We start from the raw sequence: 21,215 nt of genomic DNA on the forward strand, positions 1-21,215 counted from the left end.
ACGAGGTGGCTCGGCAACGCACCCCGCGTGGACGCGCCGGCCGCTGCGGGCGGGCACCCCCCGGCACGCCCCCTCCCGTCCGTGCGCGGCTGCGGATCTCCCGGCTTTCGGCGCGCACCTGCGGTCCGTGGGCGGCCGCGGACGGTTCCGCTTTCGGCGGCGGGGGTTCGGGCGGCTGCGGATCTCCCGGCTTTCGGCGCGCACCTGCGGTCCGTGCCCGACCGCAGCAGCCATCCCTCAGCCCCGTGTCGGGGCCGACGACGAGGAGTCCGGCCGCGGCCTGTCCCTGGTTCCGGGGTCTCGCGGACCGCTGGGGGATGCGGACCACGGACGAGGGGAGACGACCTGGTTCGCGCTGAAGCTGTGACAGAACCGGGCCCGCGGACAGGTCGAGCCGGCGCCTCGGTGCGGGACATCGCCACCCGGGTCCCCAGGACCGGCCCCTGCGGGCCGGTGCGGCGGCAGGCGCCGGCCCCGCACCGCCCGAGCGCCGCGCCGGGCCACCGCCCTCGCCCGACCACGCCACGGAACCGCCCCCACTCGGGACCCGGACGCGGCGGACGTCCGCGGGCTACTTCTCGTAGGTGGACAGGGCCAGGCCGATCGCGAAGAACGTCGGTGCCCATTCCCCGACGAAGATGCCCCAGCGGTCTGCCCGCTCCTCGCCCTTCTTCTCCATGCTCAGCGACACACACCACGACAGGACCGACAGGCCGATCGAGGCGAACCCCGCCGCGTAGGCGTGCTCGGCGCGGATCCCGGACTCGTGCAGTTTCTTGACGATCACAAGCGTCTCCTTCGGGCGTCGACAGACGGACGTCTCCATTGCAGAGGCGACCGGCCGCACCGGCCACCGCACTGCCCCAGACGGCTGAACAGCCGTCACGCGCCACTGCGCCGGTGGCCGGCGCAGTGGCGCGTGCACGACGTCCGCGGCACCGGTGGAACCCTTTCCGCGCCGGCGGCAGCCGCAGGGGGCAAGGGCCGGATGCACGAGTCCCAGGGCACCGCGACCGGTGACCGCCCCGGCCGACCCCGCACCTCGCCGACGACTTCCGGCCGTGGTTGTACACGCGAGCCGAACAGCGGGATCATTGCCGTATGACAACTTGCCACGGGCCTGCGCAAGCGGGGGTCTCCAGGTCCGCGCCGGACGGATCGATCTGGGTGATCGCCCTGCACGGCGACTTCGACATGCAAACCCTCGACGGTGTTGAGGAGACGACCGCCGCCGCGCTGCGGTCCTTCCCCGGTCCCGTCGTCTTCGACCTCAAGGACGTCACCTTCTGCGACTCCGCCCTGCTCAACCTCCTGCTGGGCACCGCACGCGCCCGTGCGACCGGGCTGGTGGACGCCGGCCCCTTCGTGCTGCGCCTGCTGGACGTCACCGGCGCCCACGCCGTGCTCCCCCAGTTCCCCGACCTCGACGCCGCCCGCGCGGCCCTCGTCACCTCACCCGCCCCGACCGCACCCGCTCAGCCCTGAACGCCTGGTCCGGCACCGTACCGCGGCGGATGCGGGGGCACCGGACGCAACAGGCTCCCCGGACCACCCGGCCACCCGGACGGCCGACGACGGATGCCGGTTCAGCCGACCAGCTTCAGGCCCGCCACACACCCGACGATGCCCACCCACACCGCGTAGCCGGTCCCCACGGGGACCGTCCGCAGCGCGTAGGCCACACCCGTCATGCTGAGCAGCAGGCCGAGAACGAACAGCGCGGTCGGCGTGGCCGGAGCCCCGCCGGCGCGCCGAGAGCGGTGGCCCAGACGGCTTCGAGCATGCCGGACGCCACGAGTACGACCCATCACATGTCGGATCCCCCGCGCCGTCTTGTCGTGGGCCGGGTACGGCGCACCTCGTCCAGGAGCCGATCGAGCTCTGCGCCGAATTCTCACACAACCGGCGCAACCGGCCGGGAGGGGACCGGTCGGAGGAACCCGGCGGGCCCCTGCCGTCACCGGCCCGTCCTTCCCGGCGGGCGCGGGCAGGCGGGACAGTCACCGGCGCAGCCGGCCCCGGACCGGGCCGTAGTGGCCAGAGCGGCCGAGGTCGCGGCGGCACCCGTTCGGACGCCGGTCGGTCGTCACCCGGCGATGAACCGGCCGCGAGGGGGTAAGGGATCGACGTTCGACCACACCACCCCCCTCGCAGGAGCCGAGATGACCGACGACGCCTACCTGTTGCTGCTCGACGACGACGCCACCCCGCTCGGTGTGCCGCCGACCGCCGTCGGGCCGCTCTCGTGCATGGAGACTCCCGCCGTACGGGCATGGCTCGACGCCCAGGGCGTCACCGCCACGTCCCCGAGGCTGCGAATCCTGCCGCCGGAGGAGACGGCGGCCATCCCCGAGGAGGCGGAGAGGCTGCCGGTGCCGCTCGGCGAAGAGGAACTGGTCCTCCTGCGCCACCACAGCGCCCCGGAGTCCGCGGCCGGGGTCGAGGAGGAGCTGCTGGCCTACCGCGACTGCGCGGAGGGCCGCGACGCGCTGCTCGGGCGGGCGCTGGCCGCCGGTGTCCCCGTGCGCCGCATCATGGAGATCACGGGCGAGGACTCCGCCACCGTGATGGCCGCCGCCCACTGAGGACCGCGCGGAACGCGGGCGGAGAGCGCATCACGCGGTCACCGTCCCTCGCGCCACGCCGCCGACCGCACCGCCCGGCCGGCGGACGGTGGCAGTCTTGATCCCATGGGCAAGACCGCGCTGATCCTGATCGACATGATCAACACCTACGACCACGAAGACGCCGACCTGCTGATTCCGTCGGCGAAGTCCGTCGTACCGGTGGTCGCCAAGCTGCTGGAGCGGGCACGGGAGAAGGACGTGCCCGTGATCTACGTGAACGACAACTTCGGCGAGTGGCGCTCCCACCACGGCGAGCTGCTCGACCAGGCTCTTGCCGGACCGCACGCCGGCCTCGTCGAGCCGCTGCGGCCCGACGACTCCTCGCTCTTCGTCGTCAAGGCCCGGCACTCGGTCTTCTTCGAGACGCCCCTGACGTTCCTGCTCCAACAGCAGGGCATCGACCGACTGGTCCTGTGCGGTCAGGTGACGGAGCAGTGCGTGCTCTACTCGGCCCTCGACGCCCACATCCGCCAGTTCGAGGTCGTCGTGCCGCGTGACGCCGTCGCCCACATGCATGCCGACCTCGCGGACGCCGCGCTGCGGATGATGGAACGCAACATGGGCGCGACCCTCTGCGAGAGCCGGGAATTGTGGGGCTGAGGGGTCCGGGGCGCCGCCCCGCCCCGGCCGGCCGGTGAGGCCGGAGGGCACCCGGAACACCCGGGGGGACGGGCTCGTCCCGCCCCCGGCCGGTTCCCTCCCGCCGGCGCCGGGTCGGCTCGGCTGGCACAGTGGCGCCGGCCCGGGCAGCGTGGACGGCAGAGGCAGCGACCGCTGCGTGCGAGTGCTGGGTGAGGTGGCCATGGAACCCTCGGAAGCGGAACGCCGGGTGGTGGTGGGCGTGGACGGTTCGCCGTCGTCCTACGAGGCGCTGCGCTGGGCGGCACGGTACGCGCGACTCGTGGACGGGACCGTGGAGGCGATCCACGCCTGGGACACCCCGTCGGCCATCGGCTGGAGCGGGCCGGCGATCGACCCCGAGTTCGACTTCGAACAGGCACGGGAGCGCTTCTCGCAGGAACTGCGCAGTGTCTTCCCGGACGAGCAGTCGGTGGAGCTGCGGAAGCACCTCGTCGAGGGCGATCCGTCGGAGGTGCTGATCCGGGCCTCTCAAGGGGCCGAGGTGCTCGTCGTGGGCAGCCGCGGGCGGGGCGGGTTCGCCCGGGCCATGCTGGGTTCGGTCAGCCAGCGCTGCGCCCAGCACGCGGCGTGCCCGGTGGTCGTCGTGCGGCAGAAACACGACAAAGCGCACTGAATCGGGGGCCGCGGAGGCCTGCACCCGTCGTCCGGTGACCACCGTTCGGCCCGCGCACGAGCACGGTCCGCTCCCCGCGCCCGCGTGGCCGGGAGGCAGCCGGCCTACGCCGGACTCCGTTCGGGCGCCGGGACCGGTGTCTCGTCCACGCCGGACCGGATCTCCAGGCTCGTCCGAGGCCGCCACGCCGGCGTGGTGCCCACCGCGCTGCGGGAGACCGCGGCGCGGAACGCGGGGAGCCGGTCCTCCGGCAGGGACGGGGCCACGACGGTCAGCTCGATCCCCGCCACCCGTGCGGGACGGTCCGCGGTCGTGCGGAACCGCGCCGACACACGCAGCCCGTCGCGGTCGAGGCCGTGCCGGCCGAGGTAGCGTCCCGCGTGCTGCGCCACGCCGGCGGCGACAGAGGACACCAGCAGCTCCACGGGGGTGGGCGCGGTGTCCTTGCCGCCCTCGGACTGCGGCAGGTCGACGGTCAGGACGTGTCCGCGTACCCGGATCGCGTAGGCGTCGCCCGCGACGGGACGCACCTGCGCCTCCCCGGACGGGGCAGCGGGCGCCTGCCGGACGGCGTCCGCCTGGTACAGCAGCAGGCCCGCCAGGCTCCTGGCCTCCTCGGGCGTCATCGACGCCCACAGCTCGCCGCCCTTGTCCTGCGGCGTGGTCGAGGTCTCCAGGACGACGCGGTCCATCGAGGGCGGCAGTCCCGGCGGTGCGAAACGCGTCACGCCGATGACGCGCCCGCAACGCGTGTGGATGTTCATCTCGGCTCCTTCGGCGGACGTCCCCCGCACCGACCAGTCGACCGCCGCCGCGCCGACGGCGTCTGGGGCCGAACAGTCCATGCCCGGCCCCGAAGGTCCCGCCGGCCGCCCTCCCGCACCGCCCGTCGCCGGTGGACCGCACACCGGCCCCTCGTGCGGGTCTTCGGCGCCCCGTTCAGCCCTCGGCCGGGGTGATGCGGCGACCCGTCATCCGGGTGGGCCGGATGTGGATCCAGAGTGTGCGGCCCTCTCCGGCCCACGGGTCGGAGCGGGCGTGCTCCTGGAGCCGGCGTACCGTCTCGGGGTCGGTGACGGCCTCGGCGCGACCGACGACGAGCACGCTCCAGCCCTGGCCCATGACGTCGTCGACGTGGTCGACCTCGAAGGCGACCTCCGCGCCGACGGCCGCCGCGGGCGCCGTGTCGGGCGCGGTGCGGAAGACGAGACCGTCCCGCACCACGTCGTAGTTGACCGGCAGTACGGCGGGGCCTTCCGGCGTGGTGAGCGCGACACGTCCCACACCGTGCGTCGACAGCAGGCTCCGGCACTCGCCCTGGTCCAGGTCCCGCAGGCGGGGGTGGAGCAGCGCCTGTCCCTGCCCCGGTGGCAGTTCCTGGTCACCCCCCTGGAGTTCGATGAGCGTGGTGTCGAGCGCGTCGGCCAGGCGCATGAGTGCCGCCAGGCTCGGTTCGGAGGGGTGATGCTCGAGATACGACAGGTACTGCGATGACATCCGCGCCCGACGGGCCGTCTCCTCGATGCTGAGCCCGAGCCGCTGCCGGGCGGCGGTCAGGCGCCGGCCCACGTCCCCCGCCCGGCAGCCGGCGCCCGCGGGCCGCACCGGCGCGGCGAGGCCCTCGGCCTGCCCGGCGGGACCGCCGGACGGCACTTTCTCGTGGTGGAGGGGCTGGACGTGCGCGTCGGCCCCGGGGAACACGAGCGTGATCTCGCCCGTGTCCGACCACCGCACGTCGTAGGGGGGCGTTCCGTCGTCGTGGTGCAGACCGACGATCTCGCCGTCACGCCGGTTGATCCCGGTGACCTGACTTTCGACGATCAGCCGATCGCCAAGGTGAGCTTGCATGAGCGTGCCGTTTCCCTGCGAGTCCGCTGTCTCAAGGATCGGGCCTCTTCGCGCCGTCCACCAACAGCGGCCGCGGTGCCGCCCGGTGGGACGGGGGCGGTCCCGCGGCGTGCACGGCCCCCGCCGCGTGCGCCGGTCCGCCGCGCCGTGAGGCGTCGGGCGGCCACCGACGAGCGCCGGCCCCGGACGCGATCGCCGGTCCACCGGCCCGGACGGGAGAGGGCGCCGGCCTCGCGCAGGTCCGGTCCCCCGGCCGCGTGCGCCGGTCCCGCGCCCTGAGCCGCCCGGAGCGCCCCCCGGACGCGGTCGCCGGGCCCACCGGCCAGGATGCGAGGGGCGCCGGCCTCGCGCAGGTCCGGTCCCCGGGCCCGTGAGGGGGCGACAGTTTCCCGCTGGTCCGGTCCCGGTCCGCCGCTCCTGTCCGCTCCGGTTCCGGGGCCGGCGGCGGCGCATCACGCTCGCCGCGCCGCCGTCCGGCGGCCGGTCAGCCGCCGTGGGCTCCTTCAGCCGGCCCGCCCGATGGGGCCGGTTGGCCTCGGGACGGCGGCCAGCAGTGCCCGTACGGCCCTGCCACGAGGCCGGTACCGGCATGAGGCTGGTGATGACAGCCGGAGGTGAGCGCGATGCGGGGTAGGAATCGGAACCGGCGGTCGCTGTGGCGCTGGCGGCACAACCCGCTGCGTCGCCGCGAAGACCTGGTCGAAGGCTGGGTCCTCCTGGCCGCCTGGCTCGTGGTCGCGGTGGGAGGCCCCTTCACGGGGGTGGTGACCGCGCAGGCGACCGCGGACAGCCTCGCCCAGCAGCGTGCGGACCGCCACCCCGCCACCGCCACCGTCGCCGGTGACGCGGTGCGGGCCGACACCGATCGTGTCGGCACCGGCGGCGACCGCGTCTTCGCCACGGTGCACTGGACGGCGCCCGACGGCAGCCGGCACTCGGACCGGACCCTGGTCGACGCCGGGGCGAAGGCGGGCGACCATGTCGTCGTCTGGACCGACGGGCGCGACCGGGTCACCCCGGCACCGCTGAACCCGGCGCAGGCCCTGACGCAGGCGGCCGTCACCGGAGCGTCGGCGTCCCTGGCTCTCACCGGTGCCACCGCCGGCGGGTTCTACGCGGTCCGGGCCGTCCTGGACCGGCGCCGTACGCGGGCCTGGGACGCGGAGTGGGAGGAAGTCGGGCCGCAGTGGGGGCGCACGGCACACTGACGCACACCCAGTCCCACCGGCCACCCGGCCGGCGTCGCGGCACGCACGCCCAGCGCCTCCTGCCGCGTCGCGGACCCGCCGCGGACGGTCCCGGAACCGGAGGGCCGACGGACCCCGTGCGAGGACGGGGTCGCGCGGTCACCATGGAACACACACGCGGGGGCCGCGAGGACCGCCCGGGCCGCACCGTACGGCCCGCTTCCGGCCGCGCCCCCGACGCGCGCCCGGCCGAACGCCGCAGCCCCTGACCGCGCCGGACATACCCCGGGAGGCGTTGATGACGCACACCGACGGCCGCAAGCCGATCGTGGTCGGTGTCGACCCCGATCCCGACCGGCGCACGGCGCTCGCCTGGGCCGCCGACGAGGCGGCACGGCGGGACCTGCCGCTGCTGCTGGTGCACACGCAGGGCGTGCCGACCGCCGGGTACCGCCCCCAGGGCGGGCACCCGTCCTGGGAGGCGTGGAAGGACGAGCTGCACACGGCCGGGGACGAGGTGCTGAAGGCGGCGGTGTCCTTCGCGGAGTCCCGGCATCCCGAGGTGGAGACGTCCGGGCTGCTGGCGGAGGGGCATCCGGCCTGGGTGCTGCGCGAGCAGTCCCGCCAGGCCACCGAGGTGGTGGTGGGGTCCTGGCACCTGACCACGCGGCAGGAGCTGTCCACCTCCGCGCCCGTCGCGTGGCCGCTCGTCGCGCACGCGTCCTGCCCGGTGGTGATGGTCCCCGGCCCGGAGCCGGCGGGCGACGAACCGCCCTGCTTCGTCGTGGGCGTGGACGGCAGTCCGCACTCGGCCGCCGCGGTGGACTTCGCCTTCGAGGAGGCCTCCCTGCGCGGCGCGGCCCTGCGGGCACTGTACGTCTGGCATCCTCCCGCACTCGGCCTACTGGACGAGCGGGCGGCCGTCGCGGAGTGCCGCCGGGTGCTGTCGGAGACGGTGGCCGGTCGTTCGGCGCGCAGGCCGGAGGTCGAGTTGCACCACGACGTCGTGCGCGGCCATCCGGTGCAGGTGCTCACCGAGGCCTCCGAGCACGCGCTCGGGCTGGTCGTGGGCACCCGCGGGCACGGCGGCTTCGCCGGCATGCTGCTGGGTTCCGTCAGCCAGGGCGTGCTGCGCCACGCGCGCTGCCCCGTCCTCACGGTCCCTCAGCCGGACCGGTAGCCGGCCGGGCCGCCCGCGCGTGGCGCGACGACGGAGATCCGGCCGGACGACGGCGACCGGAACGGGCGAGCTCGGGCCACCAGGCCGGCCGACGGCGACCGGACGACGCCGGCCGCGAACCCGGCAGTCGGCGACCAGGCCACGCGCGCGCCGGTCAGCCGGCCGGTGCGCCGACGAGCCGCCGACCGGGACGTGCCAGGCAAGTGGGGTGCCGCCGCCCGGGCTGGTCATCTGTGGGACGTCGGCGCCCTCCATCGGCGTCGCGACGACGGCGAGGGCGGCGCCGGTGTTCTCACGGGCCCATCCGGCGACCAGACCGAGCACCTCGGGCCCGCCGCTCCCGTGCCGCGATGGGACGGGCCGGATTCGATCAGGCTCTCGCGGGCATGCGGGGGCCATGTTCTTCTTCAGCAACCGCATCGGCTGCGTCGGCTCGCTGCTCATCAGCGCGGCGGCGACGATCCTCTTGATCATGCTCTTCCGCCGCTGACGCGACCGCCGTCCGCCGTCCGTCCGGCAGGTCCCACGGCCGGCCCGCGGCCTCGGCACCACCCAGGGTGCCCGGTTCGGCGCCCACCCGCCGGACCCCGCGACGAGGGGGCCGGTGCCGGGCCCGGGGTGCCGGCCGGGTGCGCGGAGCACTGCCGCAGACCCGGCCCGTCGGAAGCCCGGCCGGCCCGGCGCTGGGCCGGCTCGCCGCCCGTCTCCCCCGGAGCGGGACGGCGGTTGCCGCGTCCGACACCCCGCACAGGACGTCGCGGCCGTCCTTTAGAGTGCATGGGTCCCCCACAGATCTCAGAAGATCTCCGCCCGACGGCGCGTGCCGACCGTGCCACCGGGCACGACCGAGGAGCGAGCGTGACCGATCCGGCGTCCATGTCCCTGCAGCAGGAGATCGCCCGGGATCTCCAGGTGAGCCCGTCCTTCGACGCCCACCAGGAGGTCGAGCGCCGGGTGGCGTTCCTGGCCGACCGGCTGACCTCCACGGGGCTGCGCTCGCTGGTGCTGGGCATCAGCGGCGGCGTGGACTCCACGACGGCGGGCCGGCTGTGCCAGCTCGCGGTCGAGCGGGTCCGGGCCACCGGGCAGGAGTCGACGTTCTTCGCGATGCGGCTGCCGTACGGCGCCCAGGCCGACGAGAAGGACGCGCAGCGGGCGCTGGAGTTCATCCGGCCCGACCGGGTCCTGACCGTCGACGTGAAGCCCGCCAGCGACGCCGCGCTGGAGGCGCTGCTGGCCGGCGGCGCGGTCTTCCGCGACGCCGGCCACCAGGACTTCGTGCACGGCAACATCAAGGCCCGGCAGCGCATGATCGCCCAGTACGCGGTGGCGGGCGCCCACGAGGGCCTGGTGGTGGGCACCGACCAGGCCGCCGAGGCGGTCTCCGGGTTCTTCACCAAGTTCGGTGACGGCGCGGCGGACGTGGTGCCGCTCACCGGTCTCACCAAGCGGCGCGTACGGGCCGTGGCAGAGGCGCTGGGGGCGCCCTCCAAGCTGGTGCGCAAGATCCCGACCGCGGACCTGGAGAACCTCGACCCGGGCAAGCCCGACGAGGAGGCGCTCGGCGTCACCTACGACGACATCGACGACTTCCTGGAGGGCAAGCCGGTCGACGAGGCCGCCTTCACGGCCATCGTCAACCGCTACCGGCTCACCGAGCACAAGCGGCAGCTCCCGATCGCGCCCTGAGTCGGTCCCTCGCCGACGATGTCGTGAACCGGCCGGCGGCCGGCGGCGAAGTGCGGTGTGGCGAGGAGCGCCCGGCGCGGCTCAGTGCCCTTCGCCGCCCCGCAGCCGGTCCTGCGCCTGGGTGGCGATGACGGCGGCCTGGATGCGCCGCTCCACGCCGAGCTTGGCGAGCAGCCGGGAGATGTGGTTCTTGACCGTCTTCTCGGCGAGGTACAGCCGCTGGCCGATCTGGCGGTTGGTCAGGCCTTCGCCGATCAGGGCCAGGATCTCCCGCTCGCGCTCGGTCAGCCCCGGCAGGGCGTCGGGCTCCGGCTCCTGCTGCTGCCCGCCGCGCAGCCGCGCCATGAGCTTGGTGGTGGCGCTCGGGTCGAGCAGCGACTGGCCGCGCGCCACCGTCCGCACGGCCGAGACGAGGTCGGAGCCCTGGATCTGCTTGAGGACGTAGCCGGACGCCCCCGCCATGATCGAGTCGAGGAGCGCCTCCTCGTCGTCGAACGAGGTCAGCATCAGGCAGGCCAGCTCCGGCAGCCGCGAACGCAGTTCCCGGCACACGGTCACCCCGTCGCCGTCGGGCAGCCGGACGTCGAGGACCGCCACGTCCGGGCGCAGGGCGGGGACGCGCACGAGGGCCTGCTCGACGGTGGCCGCCTCGCCGACCACCGTGATGTCCGGTTCGTCGTCCAGCAGGTCGTGCACCCCGCGCCGTACCACCTCGTGGTCGTCCAGCAGGAAGACCCGGATCGGGGTGCCCGTGCCGACCTGCTCGCTGTCCGCCATCGGTCGCTCCTCGTCACGCGTTCGCATTCCACCGGCATCCTTCCCCCAACCCGGGACACCGGGCCAGGGCCGGTCGGCCCTCTCTGCTCCATCCGGGGACCGGCGCCCGCGCCGCCGCCGGCCGTGGAGGGACCAGGCCGCCCGCCGACGACTTCTCCCGCCCGGCTCCGGTCCGCACCGCGGCCGGCGCCCGCAGAACCGCACCGTGCGCGCCCGTGCGGGTCCCGGCCGTCGGCTGCCCGCACCGCGCTCGCCGGCGCGCGGCAGGACCAGTCCCGACGGGCGCCACCCGCTTCGGTTGTCCGGCGGCTGCGCACCACCCACCCGCGTGGTGGTCGGCGCGGCTGCGCCCACCCTGCCGCACGGGCCCCCGGGCGGGCGCGTGCGGCGGGATGGCCGGCTCAGCCGTTCCAGGCCCAGTCGGCCACCTCCGGCAGGTCGGTGCCGTGCTCCCGGATCCAGCTGCGGTGGCGCTCCCGGGTGTCCTCCATGCGCTGGCGTACCCCCGCGGCGCGCACCGCCAGGCCGGGGACGCGGTCGATGACGTCCATGACCAGGCGGTAGCGGTCCAGGTCGTTGCGGACCACCATGTCGAACGGGGTGGTCGTGGTGCCGATCTCCTTGTAGCCGCGCACGTGCAGGTGCGGGTGTCCGGTGCGCCGGTAGGCCAGGCGGTGGATCAGCCACGGGTAGCCGTGGTAGGCGAAGATCACCGGCCGGTCCGGGGTGAACAGCCCGTCGTACTCGAAGTCGCTCATCCCGTGCGGGTGTTCCTCGCGCGGCAGCAGCCGGGCGATGTCGACGACGTTGACGACGCGCACGGTGAGGTCGGGCAGGTGCCGGCGCATCAACTGCGCGGCGGCCAGGACCTCCTGGGTCGGCACGTCGCCCGCGCAGGCCAGCACCACGTCCGGTGCGCGCGAGCCGTCCTCGGTGCCGGCCCAGTCCCAGATGCCGGCGCCGCGGGCGCAGTGGACCGTCGCCTGCTCCATGGACAGCCAGTCGAAGCAGGGCTGCTTCCCGGCGACGACCACGTTCACGTAGTCGCGGCTGCGCAGCACGTGGTCGGCCACCGCCAGCAGGGTGTTGGCGTCCGGCGGCAGGTAGACCCGCACCACTTCGGGGCTCTTGTTCAGGATGTGGTCGACGAAGCCCGGGTCCTGGTGGGAGAAGCCGTTGTGGTCCTGGCGCCACACGTGCGAGGTGAGCAGGTAGTTGAGGGAGGCGATGGGGGCGCGCCAGGGCAGGCGGCGGGTCACGCGCAGCCACTTGATGTGCTGGTTGACCATGGAGTCGACCAGGTGCGCGAACGCCTCGTAGCAGGAGAACAGTCCGTGCCGGCCGGTGAGGAGGTAGCCCTCCAGCCAGCCCTGACAGGTGTGTTCGGACAGGATCTCCATCACCCGGCCGTGCCGGTCGAGGTGTTCGTCCACCGGCAGGGTGCCGGCCTGCCAGGCCTTGCCGCTGGCGTCGTAGACGGCCTGGAGGCGGTTGGAGGCGGTCTCGTCGGGGCCGACCAGGCGGAAGTCGCGGCGCTGGGCGGTGGCCCGCATGACGTCCTCGAGCATGTCGCCCAGGACACGGGTCGGTTCGTGCGCGCTCGCGCCGGGCTTGTCCACCTCGACGGCGTGCCGCTGAAGGGGCGGCAGGGGCAGTTCGCGCAGCAGCAGCCCGCCGTTGGCGTACGGGGTGGACCCCAGCCGCCGGGTGCCGCCCGGGACGCAGGCGAGCACCTCCGGGCGGGGCGCGCCGTGCTCGTCGAACAGTTCGCCTGGCCGGTAGGAGCGCATCCACTCCTCGAGCTGCCGCAGGTGGTCGGGGTTGTCGCGGACGGCCGTCAGGGGCACCTGGTGGGAGCGCCATGTCCCCTCCACGGGCAGTCCGTCGACCTCGGCGGGCCCGGTCCAGCCCTTCGGGGTGCGCAGCACGATCATCGGCCAGCGGGGCCGGTCGGTGACCCCCTCCTCGCGGGCCGCGCGCCGCAGCGCGGCGATGCGGTCCAGCGCGGTGTCCATGGCCTCGGCCATCGCACGGTGGACGGCCGCCGGCTCGTCGCCGGTGACGTGGAACGGCTCGTGCCCGTACCCCCGCAGCAGGGCGTCGAGTTCGTCCGCGGGGATCCTCGACAGCACCGTCGGGTTGGCGATCTTGTAGCCGTTCAGGTGCAGGATCGGCAGGACCGCCCCGTCGTTCACCGGGTCGAGGAACTTGTCGGAGTGCCAGGACGCGGCCAGCGGGCCGGTCTCCGCCTCGCCGTCGCCGATCACGCAGGCAACGAGCAGGTCCGGGTTGTCGAGCGCGGCACCGTAGGCGTGGGAGAGCGAGTAGCCGAGCTCGCCGCCCTCGTGGATCGAGCCCGGCGTCTCGGGGGCGACGTGGCTCGGCACCCCGCCGGGGAAGGAGAACTGCCGGAACAGCCGTGCCATGCCCGCGCCGTCCCGGGTGACGTCCGGATAGGTGTCGGTGTACGACCCCTCCAGCCAGGAGTTGGCCAGGACCGCGGGCCCGCCGTGGCCGGGGCCCCAGATGCACAGGGCGTCGAGGTCGCGGGCCTTGATGACGCGGTTGAGGTGGGTGTGGACCAGGTTGAGGCCGGGCGAGGTGCCCCAGTGTCCGAGCAGGCGCGGTTTGACGTGCTCCGGGCGCAGCGGCTCGGTCAGCAGCGGGTTCGCCATCAGGTAGATCTGGCCGACGGACAGGTAGTTCGCGGCGCGCCAGTGGGCGTCGAGCGTGGTCAGTTCCTCGTCCGGGAGCCCGGCGGGCGCCTGGTGCGTGTCGACGGACATCGGGGTTCCTTTTCGGTCGGGGACGGCGGTCTGGTGCGGTTCCGGACGCCCGGGTCGCGCCGCGCCGGCCCGGCACGGCGCGGGCCGGGCGTCCGGCGGGACGGGGGTCGGGCTCCTGGCGTGGCGGGCCGAGGGCGGGGCGGGCGGGGGTGGGGGCGATGCCCGGTGGTACGCATGTCCCACCCTCCGGTGCTTCGGCGGTGCCCGACAGGGCCGTTCGGGCCACGTCGCGTCGTCCCGGCGCCGTCCAGGCCTCGCTGTGAGTGGCGTGATCCGTTCGTACGGCCGGGTGACCGGGTGGTCCGAGCGGGGCGCGTGGAATACCGGTGGGTGCCGCCGGCGCTCGGACGGGGCACGGATGGCGGAGACGTCCGCTTCGGCACCGCTGGAGGAGACCCGTATGGCCCTGAACCGCGAAGAGCGTGAGATGTTCCTTGCCGAGCCGCACGTCGCCGCGCTGGCGGTCGACGCCGGGGCGGACCGAGCGCCGCTGACCGTGCCCATCTGGTACCAGTACACGCCTGGCGGCATCGTGTGGATCCTGACCGGCCGCGACTCCCGGAAGAACCGGCTGATCGGTGCGGCGGGCCGGTTCAGCCTGATGGTGGACCGCGTCGAACCCACCATCAGGTACGTGTCGGTCGAGGGCCCGGTCGTCGGGACGGCGCCCGCCACGATCGAGCAGCTCCGGGAGATGTCGGCCCGCTACCTCCCGGCCGACAAGGTCGACGCCTATGTCGACTTCGCCTGGAAACACCACGGTGAGCAGGTCGTCGTCCGCATGCGTCCCGAACGCTGGCTGTCCTCCGACCTCGGATCCCTCTGACCCTCCGCCGTGCGTTCCGCTCACCGCCCCGCCCCCGGACGGCCCTCGTGAGGCCCGGCGGACGCGGAACGTCGGTACGAGGACCGGCGCCCCGTCTGCGCTCGGGCTGCATCGAGGTCCACGTGGTCGCGGCCCGGGGTTTCCGGGGCCGCACCGCACGAGAGCCGGGTGGGGTCCGGCGGCCCGGCGTGGTCCGGGCGGGAGCGGAGGCGCGAAGCGGCCTGCCGGTCCGCCGGCTCGCTCGGCAGGCCGGCAGGCCGGCAGGCCGGCAGGCCGGCAGGTCACGGACGCGCATCGACCCCGTAGCGGTTCGACCTTCACACCAGGCACACATGTTCGCTAAGTTGGCGCCCAGGCCGCACGACTGCCTCCGGCGAACCCGCCGGATCGCGCGGCCTCCGCCGAGTCCGGCGCGCCCTCGTGGCAACCGGAGCCGGGAACCCGACCGACCTTGTGGTGAATCGGCCCAACAGCCCGGCAGGGCGGGGCCGTAGGGCACACCTACCGAAGCGTCCGCCCGAACCCGACTGCCGGCCCGGTAGGCGGTCTGCGGAAGGAGTACGTCTTCCTTGGCCCCGGAACGACCTTCGCGCCCCGCCGGCACCGGCCTCCCCGGCGCGCGCGACTCCGCCTCGCCGACGGGCGGCGACGAGCCCAGCCGCGAAGAGGTGCAGCGGCGGGTCAGCGCCCTCTACGACCAGGCCGAGACCGCCACGGGGAACTACAACGCGACCCGGGCGAGGAACAGGGGGCGGCGCACCGGCGTCGATCTCGCGCTCGGCGAGACCCCCTCCGCACGACGGGACCCGGTCCTGGAGAGCGTCACCAGACAGTGGTTCGACCTGGCGCGGGCACAACTGGGGCCTACCGTCCCGGCCGTCCTGCCCTCCGACCGCCGCCCGAATCCGGCCGGCACCCGGTCCGCGGCTCCGGCGAGGCGCCCGGCGGGTGAACTCACTGCATCGGGAACCGAGTCGGAGGCACCGGCCAGACTCGCGCTGCCGGCCGGACCGTCCGCCACGGCACCGGCCCTGCCGCAGCCGGCCGCCGGACCGGACGCCACCGCCGCGAGCACGCCGGAACCGGTCGGCCCGGCCGCCATCGTGCCCTCCGCACGAGAACTCACCGCCGGCCCGGCCCTGACGGCACCGACAGCCTCGACGGCCACAGTGCTACCGAAGCCCACCGCCGAACCCGCGCTCGCCTCGGCGCCGTTCATCCCCGAACCTCTCACCTCCGCGCCCCCGCCCGCCCCGTGGCCCGCAGCGGCCGTCGAGGCGGCGGCGACGGTGCCGGCCGCCGCCGGAACGCGGCCGGAGACCGCCGCGGCACGGCCGCCCTCCGTCGCCCGGCCGCGGCCGGAGGTGTCGAGGTCCGCCAAGGAGCGGCTTCAGCAGAAGATGGACCAGGCCCGCGAACTGCTGGCCCGGCACGCCGGCCTGGGCGACGGCCCGGCGTCCGGAATCGAGACCGGGCCGGCGGCCGGTACCTGGTACGCGGCCGCGCCCGAGGTGTCCCGGCTGACCTCCCAGCAGCTGCTCGGACAGTGGACACAGCAGCCGGCGGCCTTCGGCACGGGCGGCGCACCCGACGAGAGCCGGGCCTGGTCCGGCACGGCGATGAACCCGGGTCAGCCGGCCGGCACCCTCACCAACGGCGCGGCCCTCGACACCGCGGCACTCTCCCCCGGCGTCCCGGACCTCCCGCACCTGCCCACCGGGCCCACCGCCACGGCGCCCTTTCCCAGCGTCCCGGCCTTCGCGAATCCGGCCGCCGATCCCACCACGGCGCTCTTCGCCACCGTCCCGGCCTTCCCGCAACCGGCCGGCGGCCCCACCACCACGGCGCCCTTCTCCACCGATCCGGCCTTCCCGGACCCGGCCGCCACGCCCGTCCCCGCCACCCCCGTCGTCCCGGTCACCACCGCTCCCCTCGGCATCGGTGACGTAGGGGGTACGCCGTACGAGAGGAAGACCGCGAAGGCCCTGGCCTTCGCCCGCGCGCAGGTCGGAAAACCGTGCGTCTGGGGTGCGACCGGGCCGGACTCGTACGACTGCTCGAGCCTGACCCAGGCCGCCTGGAGGGCGGCCGGGGTCGACCTTCCCCGCACGGCGGCCGGCCAGGCCGGCTGCGGTACACCCGTCGCCCTCGCCGAGATGCAGGCCGGGGATCTGATCCTCTTCCACGGCGACGTCAGCCACGTCGGCCTGTGCACGGGCAGCGGCCTGATGATCCACGCGCCGGGCCCCGGGGCGCCGATCCGCGAGGAGTCGATCTTCTTCGCCGGAGCCCAGGCCATCCACAGCGCCGTACGGCCCGCCTGAGGACACGGGCCGTACCCGCCCGGCCGCGGGTACGGCCCGGGCGGGTACCGCCCCGGCTACGCCTGCGCGTCCTTGCGGCCGACGCCGGCGTACACCCAGTACCGGGCCGGGTTCTCAGGGATGTCGTCGGCCGCGTCCGGGCGCCAGAGGGGCACGTGGACCAGCCCCGGCTCGACCAGCTCGAAGCCGTCGAACAGGGAGCGGATCTGCTGCCGGGAGCGGGCGGTGACCGGCGAGGTGGCGCGGGAGCGGTACAGCTGTCCCACGGCGGCCGCGGTGTTCGGGCGGTCCTCGTCCGTGGCGTGGGTCAGAGCCAGCCAGCTGCCCGCCGGAACGGCGTCCCGGAAGGCGGCCACGATGCCGGCCGGGTCCTCCTCGGGTGCGACGAAGTGCAGGATCGTGATCATCAGGACGGCGACCGGCTGCCGGAAGTCGATGAGCCCGCGCACCTGCGGGGAGGAGAGCACGTCCTCGGGCTTGCGGATGTCGGCCGCCACGATCGCCGCGTCCGGGTTGTCGGCGAGCAGTGCCTCGCTGTGCGCCACGGCCACCGGGTCGTTGTCCACGTACACGACCTTCGCGCCGGGGCTGGCGGCCTGGGCGACCTCGTGGACGTTGCCCTGGGTGGGGATGCCGGAACCCAGGTCGATGAACTGACGCACGCCCGCGGCGGCCAGGAAGCGCACCGCACGGCCCAGGAAGGCGCGGTTGGCGCGGGCCAGCGTGCGGACCTGGGGATCGATCGCCGTGAAGGCGGCCACCGCCTCCCGGTCTATGGCGAAATTGTGCTCGCCGCCCAGCATGGCGTCGTACATTCGGGCCACGCTCGCCTTGCCCGGATCGACGCCCTGCGGCGGACCGCTTCCGTCCGGCCTCATGCCAACTCCCCTGCTGCTCGGGCAACTTGACTGTCCATCATATAGTTGCCCACGGCATGTGCCGGCGCACTCCCGCCCGGCCCCACCCACGCCGCTACCGGCCCCACCCGGAAGGCAACGACCCTGCGGAACACCGAACGCAGCCGCCCCGGTGACGCTCCCCCCACAGCGCCGCCCCGCCGTCGCGCCCTCTTCTCCCCCGCGGCCGACGCCATCGGTTCCGCACTCGACCTGCGGCTGACGGGCCGCCACGTCGTCCACGCCCTCGCCCCCGGCTTCTGCGACGCCGCCTCGGTGTACCTGCTGCAGCGCTGGCTCCTGGAGGAACACGCCCGGGTCATGCCCGATCCGCCGCAGATCGAGGCGCGCCGCCTGGCGCTGCGCATAGGGTCGGACACCCCGGAGGACTGGGAGCATCTGCTGCCCGTCGGGGAGGTCCTGGTCTTCCCCCGTGACACGCCGTACGCGCGTGCCGTCGCCACCGGGCAGACGCAACTGCTCGACGGGGTCGACCGGCACACCTACGAAAGACTGCGCAAGGCCGATCCGGACGACGCCGGGGTGGACGCGCTGCTGCGGACCGCATCGTTCCTGATCGTCCCGCTGCGGCTGCGCGGCGCGGCCGTCGGGTTCATCACCTGCACCCGCGGCCCGGACAAGGAGCCCTTCTCGCACGGCGAGGCCGTCGCCGTGGAGTCGCTCGGCGCGCGGGCGTGCGTGGCGCTGGACAACGCGCGCCGCTACGAGCGGGAGCGCCGCACCGCCCTCGCCATCCGCAGCAGCCTGCTCCCGGAGACCGGCCAGACCTTCGCGAGCTGCCGGGTCGCCCACGGTTACCGGCCCGCCGGCCAGGACGACGTGATCGGCGGGGACTGGTACGACGTGCTGCCCCGGGCCGGCCGCCGGCTGGGCATGATCGTCGGCGACGCGATGGGCCACGGCCCCGAGTCCGCGGTCGCCATGATCCAGCTGCGCACGGCGGTCCGCACCCTGGCGGCGCTCGACCTCGGGCCGGCCGAGCTCATGCACCGGCTGGACGCCGTCGCCGGTGACACGCCCGGCGCCTCCTTCGCCACCTGCATCTACGCGGAGTGGGATGCGAGTCTGGCGACCTGCACGTTCGTCGGCGCCGGCCACCCGCCGCCCCTGATCCGAGGGCCGGGGAGCCCGGCGGAACCCGTGTCACTGACCACCGCGGGCCTGCCCCTGGGGCTCGGTGCTGGACGGTACGAGCCCACGGTGCTGCACCTGTCCGAGCCGGCACTGCTGCTGCTCTACAGCGACGGACTGGTCGAGTCCCGCCGGGCCGACATCGACCAGGGCATCACCCGTCTCGCCCGCGCCCTCGACGCCGGCGCGGACGGCGTAGCGGCGACCCCGGAGGCGGACAGGGGCACGAACACGGACACGCTGAGCGCGCTGTGCAGGCGGCTGCTCGCCGACGCCTCCGTGGACGACGTCAGGGACGACAGGACCCTGCTGCTGGCCGAACTGACTCCCGGCAAGGACTGAGCCCGGCGGCACGCATGCCCGATCCGTTCCGTATCACCCGTAATGTTCGGGTAGGAGTGACATGTGCCCATGGCACGGCGCGCGCGTACGTGCCCCGACCGGCGGGCCGGTGCCCGCCGCGACACCGGACCGGAGGACGCCATGTCCGTGATCGACAAGCCGGATCCCACCCGGGCACTGGAGGACGCCCTCGCGGCGGCCCTGGCCGACGCAGTCCGCGGCACCGGCGCGTCCATCGGCAGCCTGTTCCTGCTGGAGGAGGCGCGGCCGGTGCTGCGTCTGGTGGCACAGTGCGGCCTGCCCGTCGAGTTCACCGCACCCTGGCACCGGATGCCGCTGAGCGCCCCGGGGCCGCTGACCGACGCCATCAACGAGGACCGGCTGGTGTGGGTCGGCAGCCAGGCCGAGATCGCCAGCCGCTACCCGCGGGTGGCGGCCGTCCTGCCCTACCCGATCGCCCTCGCGGCGGCGCCGCTGACGGGCGTGCGCAACTGCTGGGGCGGTCTCCTGCTGATGTGGCCGGCCGACCGGCCCCGGGGGCCCTCGCCCCGCGAGCGCGGTCACCTGGCCTCCGTCGCCCGCCGGATGGCGCGTCTGCTGGACGAGGCGCCCCGCCCGCCGGAGGTGCGCGAGCGGCCGCGTGTCGTCTCGCTCGCCACCCGCCGTCACCCCGTGCAGACCCGCGTCGCCGCCGCGGACTACGCCGAACGGCTCCCCGAGGGCACGGTCGGGCTCGACCTGGAGGGCAGGATCACCTTCGTCAACAGCACGGCGGCCCAGCTGCTGGGCAACGAACCCGAGCGGCTGCTCGGCACCCGGCCCTGGCAGTCGCTGCCCTGGCTGGACGACCCCGTCTACGAGGACCACTACCGCACGGCGGTCGTCAGCCGGGCACCCCTGGCGTACACGGCGCTGCGTCCGCCGGACCACTGGCTGGCCTTCGAGCTCTACCCGGACGCCAGTGGCATCAGCGTCCGCGTCATGCCCCGTACGGAACAGCCGCCGAGCGGTCCGCTGCCCGTGCAACCCCAACGGCCCGCGTCCGCCGCGACCGGCCGCCTGTACCAGCTGGTCCACCTGGCCGCGGCGCTCACCGAGGCCGTCGGCGTTCGCGACCTCACCGAGCTGATCTCCGACCAGATCCTGCCCGCCTTCGGGGCCCAGAACCTGATTCTGTACGCCCTGGAGGCCGGCCGGCTGAAGATCATCGGCCACCATGGCTACGCGCCCGGCATCATCGACCGGCTGGACGGCCTTCCACCGGCCACCGACCTCACCCCGGCAGGCCAGGCCCTCACCAGCGGCTCCCCCGCCTTCTACGGCGACCGGGCCACGATGGCCCGGGCGTACCCGGAGGCCTCGCGGATCAGCGACAAGCAGGCCTGGGCGTTCCTGCCGCTGGTCGCCGCCGGGCGGCGGGTGGGCTGCTGCGTGCTCTCCTACGACCAGCCGCACAACTTCACGGCGGACGAGCGCGCCGTCCTCACGTCCCTGGCAGGGCTGATCGCCCAGGCCCTCGACCGGACCCGCCTGTACGACAGCAAGCACCAGGTCGCGCAGGAACTCCAGCAGGTCCTGCTGCCGCGGAGTCTGCCCACACTGCCCGGCCTGGACGTGGCGGCGCGCTATCTGCCCGCCAGCCACGGCCTGCTGATCGGCGGCGACTTCTACGACCTGCTGCGGCTCGACGACACCACCGCCGCCGCCGTCATCGGCGACGTCGAGGGGCACAGCATCAGCGCGGCGGCCCTCATGGGGCAGGTCCGCACCGCCATCCACGCCCACGCCACCGCCGGCGCGCCGCCCGACCAGGTACTGTCCTGCGCCAACCGGATGCTGGCCGACCTGGAGTCCGATCTGCTGGTGTCCTGTCTGTACGTCCACCTCGACCTCGCCCGCCACCGGGTCACGCTGGCCAGTGCCGGCCACATGCCGCCGCTGCTGCGGGACGGCCGCCACACGCAGGTGCTGGACCTGGAGCCCGGTCCGCTGCTGGGCGTCGACCTGGCCGTGCACTACCCGGTGACCGCCGCCGTCCTGCCGCCGGGCGCGATGCTCGCCCTGTACACCGACGGCATCGTGGAGGTACCCGGCACCGACGCGGTCGAGAACATCGGCAGGCTCGCCCGGCACCTGGCCGGCAGCGACGAGGAGGACCTCGACGCCCTGATGGACAGCCTCGTGCGCTGCACCTGGCCCACCGGACAGTACACCGACGACATCGCCGTCCTGCTGCTGCGGGCGAAGGGCGGGCAGGACTGATCCGAGCCCCGGCGGTCCCGGCTCCGGCTGCCCCGCCGGCGCGCACGCCCGCCCGCACCCGGCC

18 protein-coding genes and 1 riboswitch are annotated in these 21,215 nt (G+C 74.6%); of the genes, 11 read left to right on the plus strand and 7 right to left on the minus strand.

Annotated elements, in window-relative coordinates:
* Positions 1-571: 571 nt before the first annotated feature.
* Complete coding sequence (locus tag ACWDNY_RS25025) at positions 572-787, minus strand: hypothetical protein (RefSeq protein WP_451648032.1); 216 nt, start codon at positions 785-787, stop codon at positions 572-574.
* 314 nt (positions 788-1,101) lie between these two features.
* Here ACWDNY_RS25025 and ACWDNY_RS25030 point away from each other — a divergent pair, with 314 nt between their 5' ends.
* Positions 1,102-1,485 carry an STAS domain-containing protein gene (locus tag ACWDNY_RS25030; RefSeq protein ID WP_451648033.1) on the plus strand — a complete coding sequence of 128 codons (384 nt, stop codon included), beginning with the start codon at positions 1,102-1,104 and terminating at the stop codon, positions 1,483-1,485.
* Positions 1,486-1,586: 101 nt separating this feature from the next.
* Here ACWDNY_RS25030 and ACWDNY_RS25035 read toward each other — a convergent pair whose 3' ends face one another.
* Entirely contained in the window at positions 1,587-1,808 is a 222-nt protein-coding gene (locus ACWDNY_RS25035) for an SMR family transporter (RefSeq protein WP_451648034.1), read from the minus strand.
* 14 nt (positions 1,809-1,822) lie between these two features.
* Positions 1,823-1,885: riboswitch (guanidine-III (ykkC-III) riboswitch) on the minus strand.
* A gap of 277 nt (positions 1,886-2,162) precedes the next feature.
* On the opposite strand from ACWDNY_RS25035, the gene ACWDNY_RS25040 reads away from it, so the two are divergent.
* From ACWDNY_RS25040 to ACWDNY_RS25050, 3 genes are all read left to right on the plus strand, one after another.
* On the plus strand, positions 2,163-2,585 hold the full coding sequence (locus ACWDNY_RS25040) for a DUF6003 family protein (protein WP_451648035.1): 423 nt from the start codon (positions 2,163-2,165) through the stop codon (positions 2,583-2,585).
* A gap of 105 nt (positions 2,586-2,690) precedes the next feature.
* Positions 2,691-3,227 (plus strand): cysteine hydrolase family protein, encoded by a 537-nt coding sequence (locus tag ACWDNY_RS25045; RefSeq protein ID WP_451648036.1) that lies wholly within the window; start codon positions 2,691-2,693, stop codon positions 3,225-3,227.
* A gap of 202 nt (positions 3,228-3,429) precedes the next feature.
* On the plus strand, positions 3,430-3,882 hold the full coding sequence (locus tag ACWDNY_RS25050) for a universal stress protein (RefSeq protein ID WP_451648037.1): 453 nt from the start codon (positions 3,430-3,432) through the stop codon (positions 3,880-3,882).
* A gap of 104 nt (positions 3,883-3,986) precedes the next feature.
* Here the strand turns inward: ACWDNY_RS25050 and ACWDNY_RS25055 are convergent, their stop codons facing one another.
* Both ACWDNY_RS25055 and ACWDNY_RS25060 read right to left on the minus strand, forming a co-directional pair.
* Positions 3,987-4,646 carry an OsmC family protein gene (locus tag ACWDNY_RS25055; RefSeq protein ID WP_451648038.1) on the minus strand — a complete coding sequence of 220 codons (660 nt, stop codon included), beginning with the start codon at positions 4,644-4,646 and terminating at the stop codon, positions 3,987-3,989.
* Positions 4,647-4,821: 175 nt separating this feature from the next.
* The gene (locus tag ACWDNY_RS25060; RefSeq protein WP_451648039.1) at positions 4,822-5,730 is read right to left on the minus strand and encodes a pyridoxamine 5'-phosphate oxidase family protein; all 909 of its coding nucleotides are present in this window, start codon (positions 5,728-5,730) and stop codon (positions 4,822-4,824) included.
* A 623-nt stretch (positions 5,731-6,353) separates the two neighbouring features.
* Here ACWDNY_RS25060 and ACWDNY_RS25065 point away from each other — a divergent pair.
* The 3 genes from ACWDNY_RS25065 (at position 6,354) to nadE (ending at position 9,786) form a co-directional block, all read left to right on the plus strand.
* Complete coding sequence (locus tag ACWDNY_RS25065; RefSeq protein WP_451648040.1) at positions 6,354-6,938, plus strand: Rv1733c family protein; 585 nt, start codon at positions 6,354-6,356, stop codon at positions 6,936-6,938.
* A 277-nt stretch (positions 6,939-7,215) separates the two neighbouring features.
* Positions 7,216-8,097: a universal stress protein gene (locus ACWDNY_RS25070; protein WP_451648041.1), complete on the plus strand. Its 882-nt coding sequence runs from the start codon at positions 7,216-7,218 to the stop codon at positions 8,095-8,097.
* A gap of 858 nt (positions 8,098-8,955) precedes the next feature.
* Complete coding sequence (gene nadE, locus ACWDNY_RS25075) at positions 8,956-9,786, plus strand: ammonia-dependent NAD(+) synthetase (RefSeq protein WP_451648042.1); 831 nt, start codon at positions 8,956-8,958, stop codon at positions 9,784-9,786.
* 81 nt (positions 9,787-9,867) lie between these two features.
* Here the strand turns inward: nadE and ACWDNY_RS25080 are convergent, their stop codons facing one another.
* Both ACWDNY_RS25080 and ACWDNY_RS25085 read right to left on the minus strand, forming a co-directional pair.
* Positions 9,868-10,563: a response regulator gene (locus ACWDNY_RS25080; RefSeq protein WP_451648043.1), complete on the minus strand. Its 696-nt coding sequence runs from the start codon at positions 10,561-10,563 to the stop codon at positions 9,868-9,870.
* Between the two features lie 401 nt (positions 10,564-10,964).
* The gene (locus ACWDNY_RS25085) at positions 10,965-13,349 is read right to left on the minus strand and encodes a phosphoketolase family protein (protein ID WP_451648044.1); all 2,385 of its coding nucleotides are present in this window, start codon (positions 13,347-13,349) and stop codon (positions 10,965-10,967) included.
* A gap of 400 nt (positions 13,350-13,749) precedes the next feature.
* On the opposite strand from ACWDNY_RS25085, the gene ACWDNY_RS25090 reads away from it, so the two are divergent.
* Together ACWDNY_RS25090 and ACWDNY_RS25095 are read left to right on the plus strand one after the other, a co-directional pair.
* Entirely contained in the window at positions 13,750-14,175 is a 426-nt protein-coding gene (locus tag ACWDNY_RS25090; protein WP_451648045.1) for a pyridoxamine 5'-phosphate oxidase family protein, read from the plus strand.
* Between the two features lie 569 nt (positions 14,176-14,744).
* Positions 14,745-16,499, plus strand: coding sequence for a C40 family peptidase (locus ACWDNY_RS25095; protein WP_451648046.1), 1,755 nt, complete (start codon positions 14,745-14,747; stop codon positions 16,497-16,499).
* Positions 16,500-16,555: 56 nt separating this feature from the next.
* Here the strand turns inward: ACWDNY_RS25095 and ACWDNY_RS25100 are convergent, their stop codons facing one another.
* Positions 16,556-17,377 carry an SAM-dependent methyltransferase gene (locus ACWDNY_RS25100; protein ID WP_451648047.1) on the minus strand — a complete coding sequence of 274 codons (822 nt, stop codon included), beginning with the start codon at positions 17,375-17,377 and terminating at the stop codon, positions 16,556-16,558.
* A 45-nt stretch (positions 17,378-17,422) separates the two neighbouring features.
* Between ACWDNY_RS25100 and ACWDNY_RS25105 the strand changes: the two genes are divergently transcribed.
* Both ACWDNY_RS25105 and ACWDNY_RS25110 read left to right on the plus strand, forming a co-directional pair.
* Positions 17,423-18,889 carry a PP2C family protein-serine/threonine phosphatase gene (locus ACWDNY_RS25105; protein ID WP_451648048.1) on the plus strand — a complete coding sequence of 489 codons (1,467 nt, stop codon included), beginning with the start codon at positions 17,423-17,425 and terminating at the stop codon, positions 18,887-18,889.
* Positions 18,890-19,030: 141 nt separating this feature from the next.
* Positions 19,031-21,151: a SpoIIE family protein phosphatase gene (locus ACWDNY_RS25110; RefSeq protein ID WP_451648060.1), complete on the plus strand. Its 2,121-nt coding sequence runs from the start codon at positions 19,031-19,033 to the stop codon at positions 21,149-21,151.
* The last annotated feature ends 64 nt before the right edge of the window (positions 21,152-21,215 follow it).

The organism is Streptomyces sp. NPDC003697, from assembly GCF_053587115.1.

Coding starts and splice junctions, on each gene's coding strand:
- ACWDNY_RS25090 (WP_451648045.1), top strand. CDS start 13,750: ATGGCCCTGAACCGCGAAGAGCGTGAGATGTTCCTTGCCGAGCCGCAC.
- ACWDNY_RS25050 (WP_451648037.1), top strand. CDS start 3,430: ATGGAACCCTCGGAAGCGGAACGCCGGGTGGTGGTGGGCGTGGACGGT.
- ACWDNY_RS25060 (WP_451648039.1), bottom strand. CDS start 5,730: ATGCAAGCTCACCTTGGCGATCGGCTGATCGTCGAAAGTCAGGTCACC.
- ACWDNY_RS25035 (WP_451648034.1), bottom strand. CDS start 1,808: ATGGGTCGTACTCGTGGCGTCCGGCATGCTCGAAGCCGTCTGGGCCAC.
- ACWDNY_RS25110 (WP_451648060.1), top strand. CDS start 19,031: ATGTCCGTGATCGACAAGCCGGATCCCACCCGGGCACTGGAGGACGCC.
- ACWDNY_RS25085 (WP_451648044.1), bottom strand. CDS start 13,349: ATGTCCGTCGACACGCACCAGGCGCCCGCCGGGCTCCCGGACGAGGAA.
- ACWDNY_RS25070 (WP_451648041.1), top strand. CDS start 7,216: ATGACGCACACCGACGGCCGCAAGCCGATCGTGGTCGGTGTCGACCCC.
- ACWDNY_RS25030 (WP_451648033.1), top strand. CDS start 1,102: ATGACAACTTGCCACGGGCCTGCGCAAGCGGGGGTCTCCAGGTCCGCG.
- ACWDNY_RS25055 (WP_451648038.1), bottom strand. CDS start 4,646: ATGAACATCCACACGCGTTGCGGGCGCGTCATCGGCGTGACGCGTTTC.
- ACWDNY_RS25065 (WP_451648040.1), top strand. CDS start 6,354: ATGCGGGGTAGGAATCGGAACCGGCGGTCGCTGTGGCGCTGGCGGCAC.
- ACWDNY_RS25080 (WP_451648043.1), bottom strand. CDS start 10,563: ATGGCGGACAGCGAGCAGGTCGGCACGGGCACCCCGATCCGGGTCTTC.
- ACWDNY_RS25100 (WP_451648047.1), bottom strand. CDS start 17,377: ATGAGGCCGGACGGAAGCGGTCCGCCGCAGGGCGTCGATCCGGGCAAG.
- ACWDNY_RS25045 (WP_451648036.1), top strand. CDS start 2,691: ATGGGCAAGACCGCGCTGATCCTGATCGACATGATCAACACCTACGAC.
- ACWDNY_RS25040 (WP_451648035.1), top strand. CDS start 2,163: ATGACCGACGACGCCTACCTGTTGCTGCTCGACGACGACGCCACCCCG.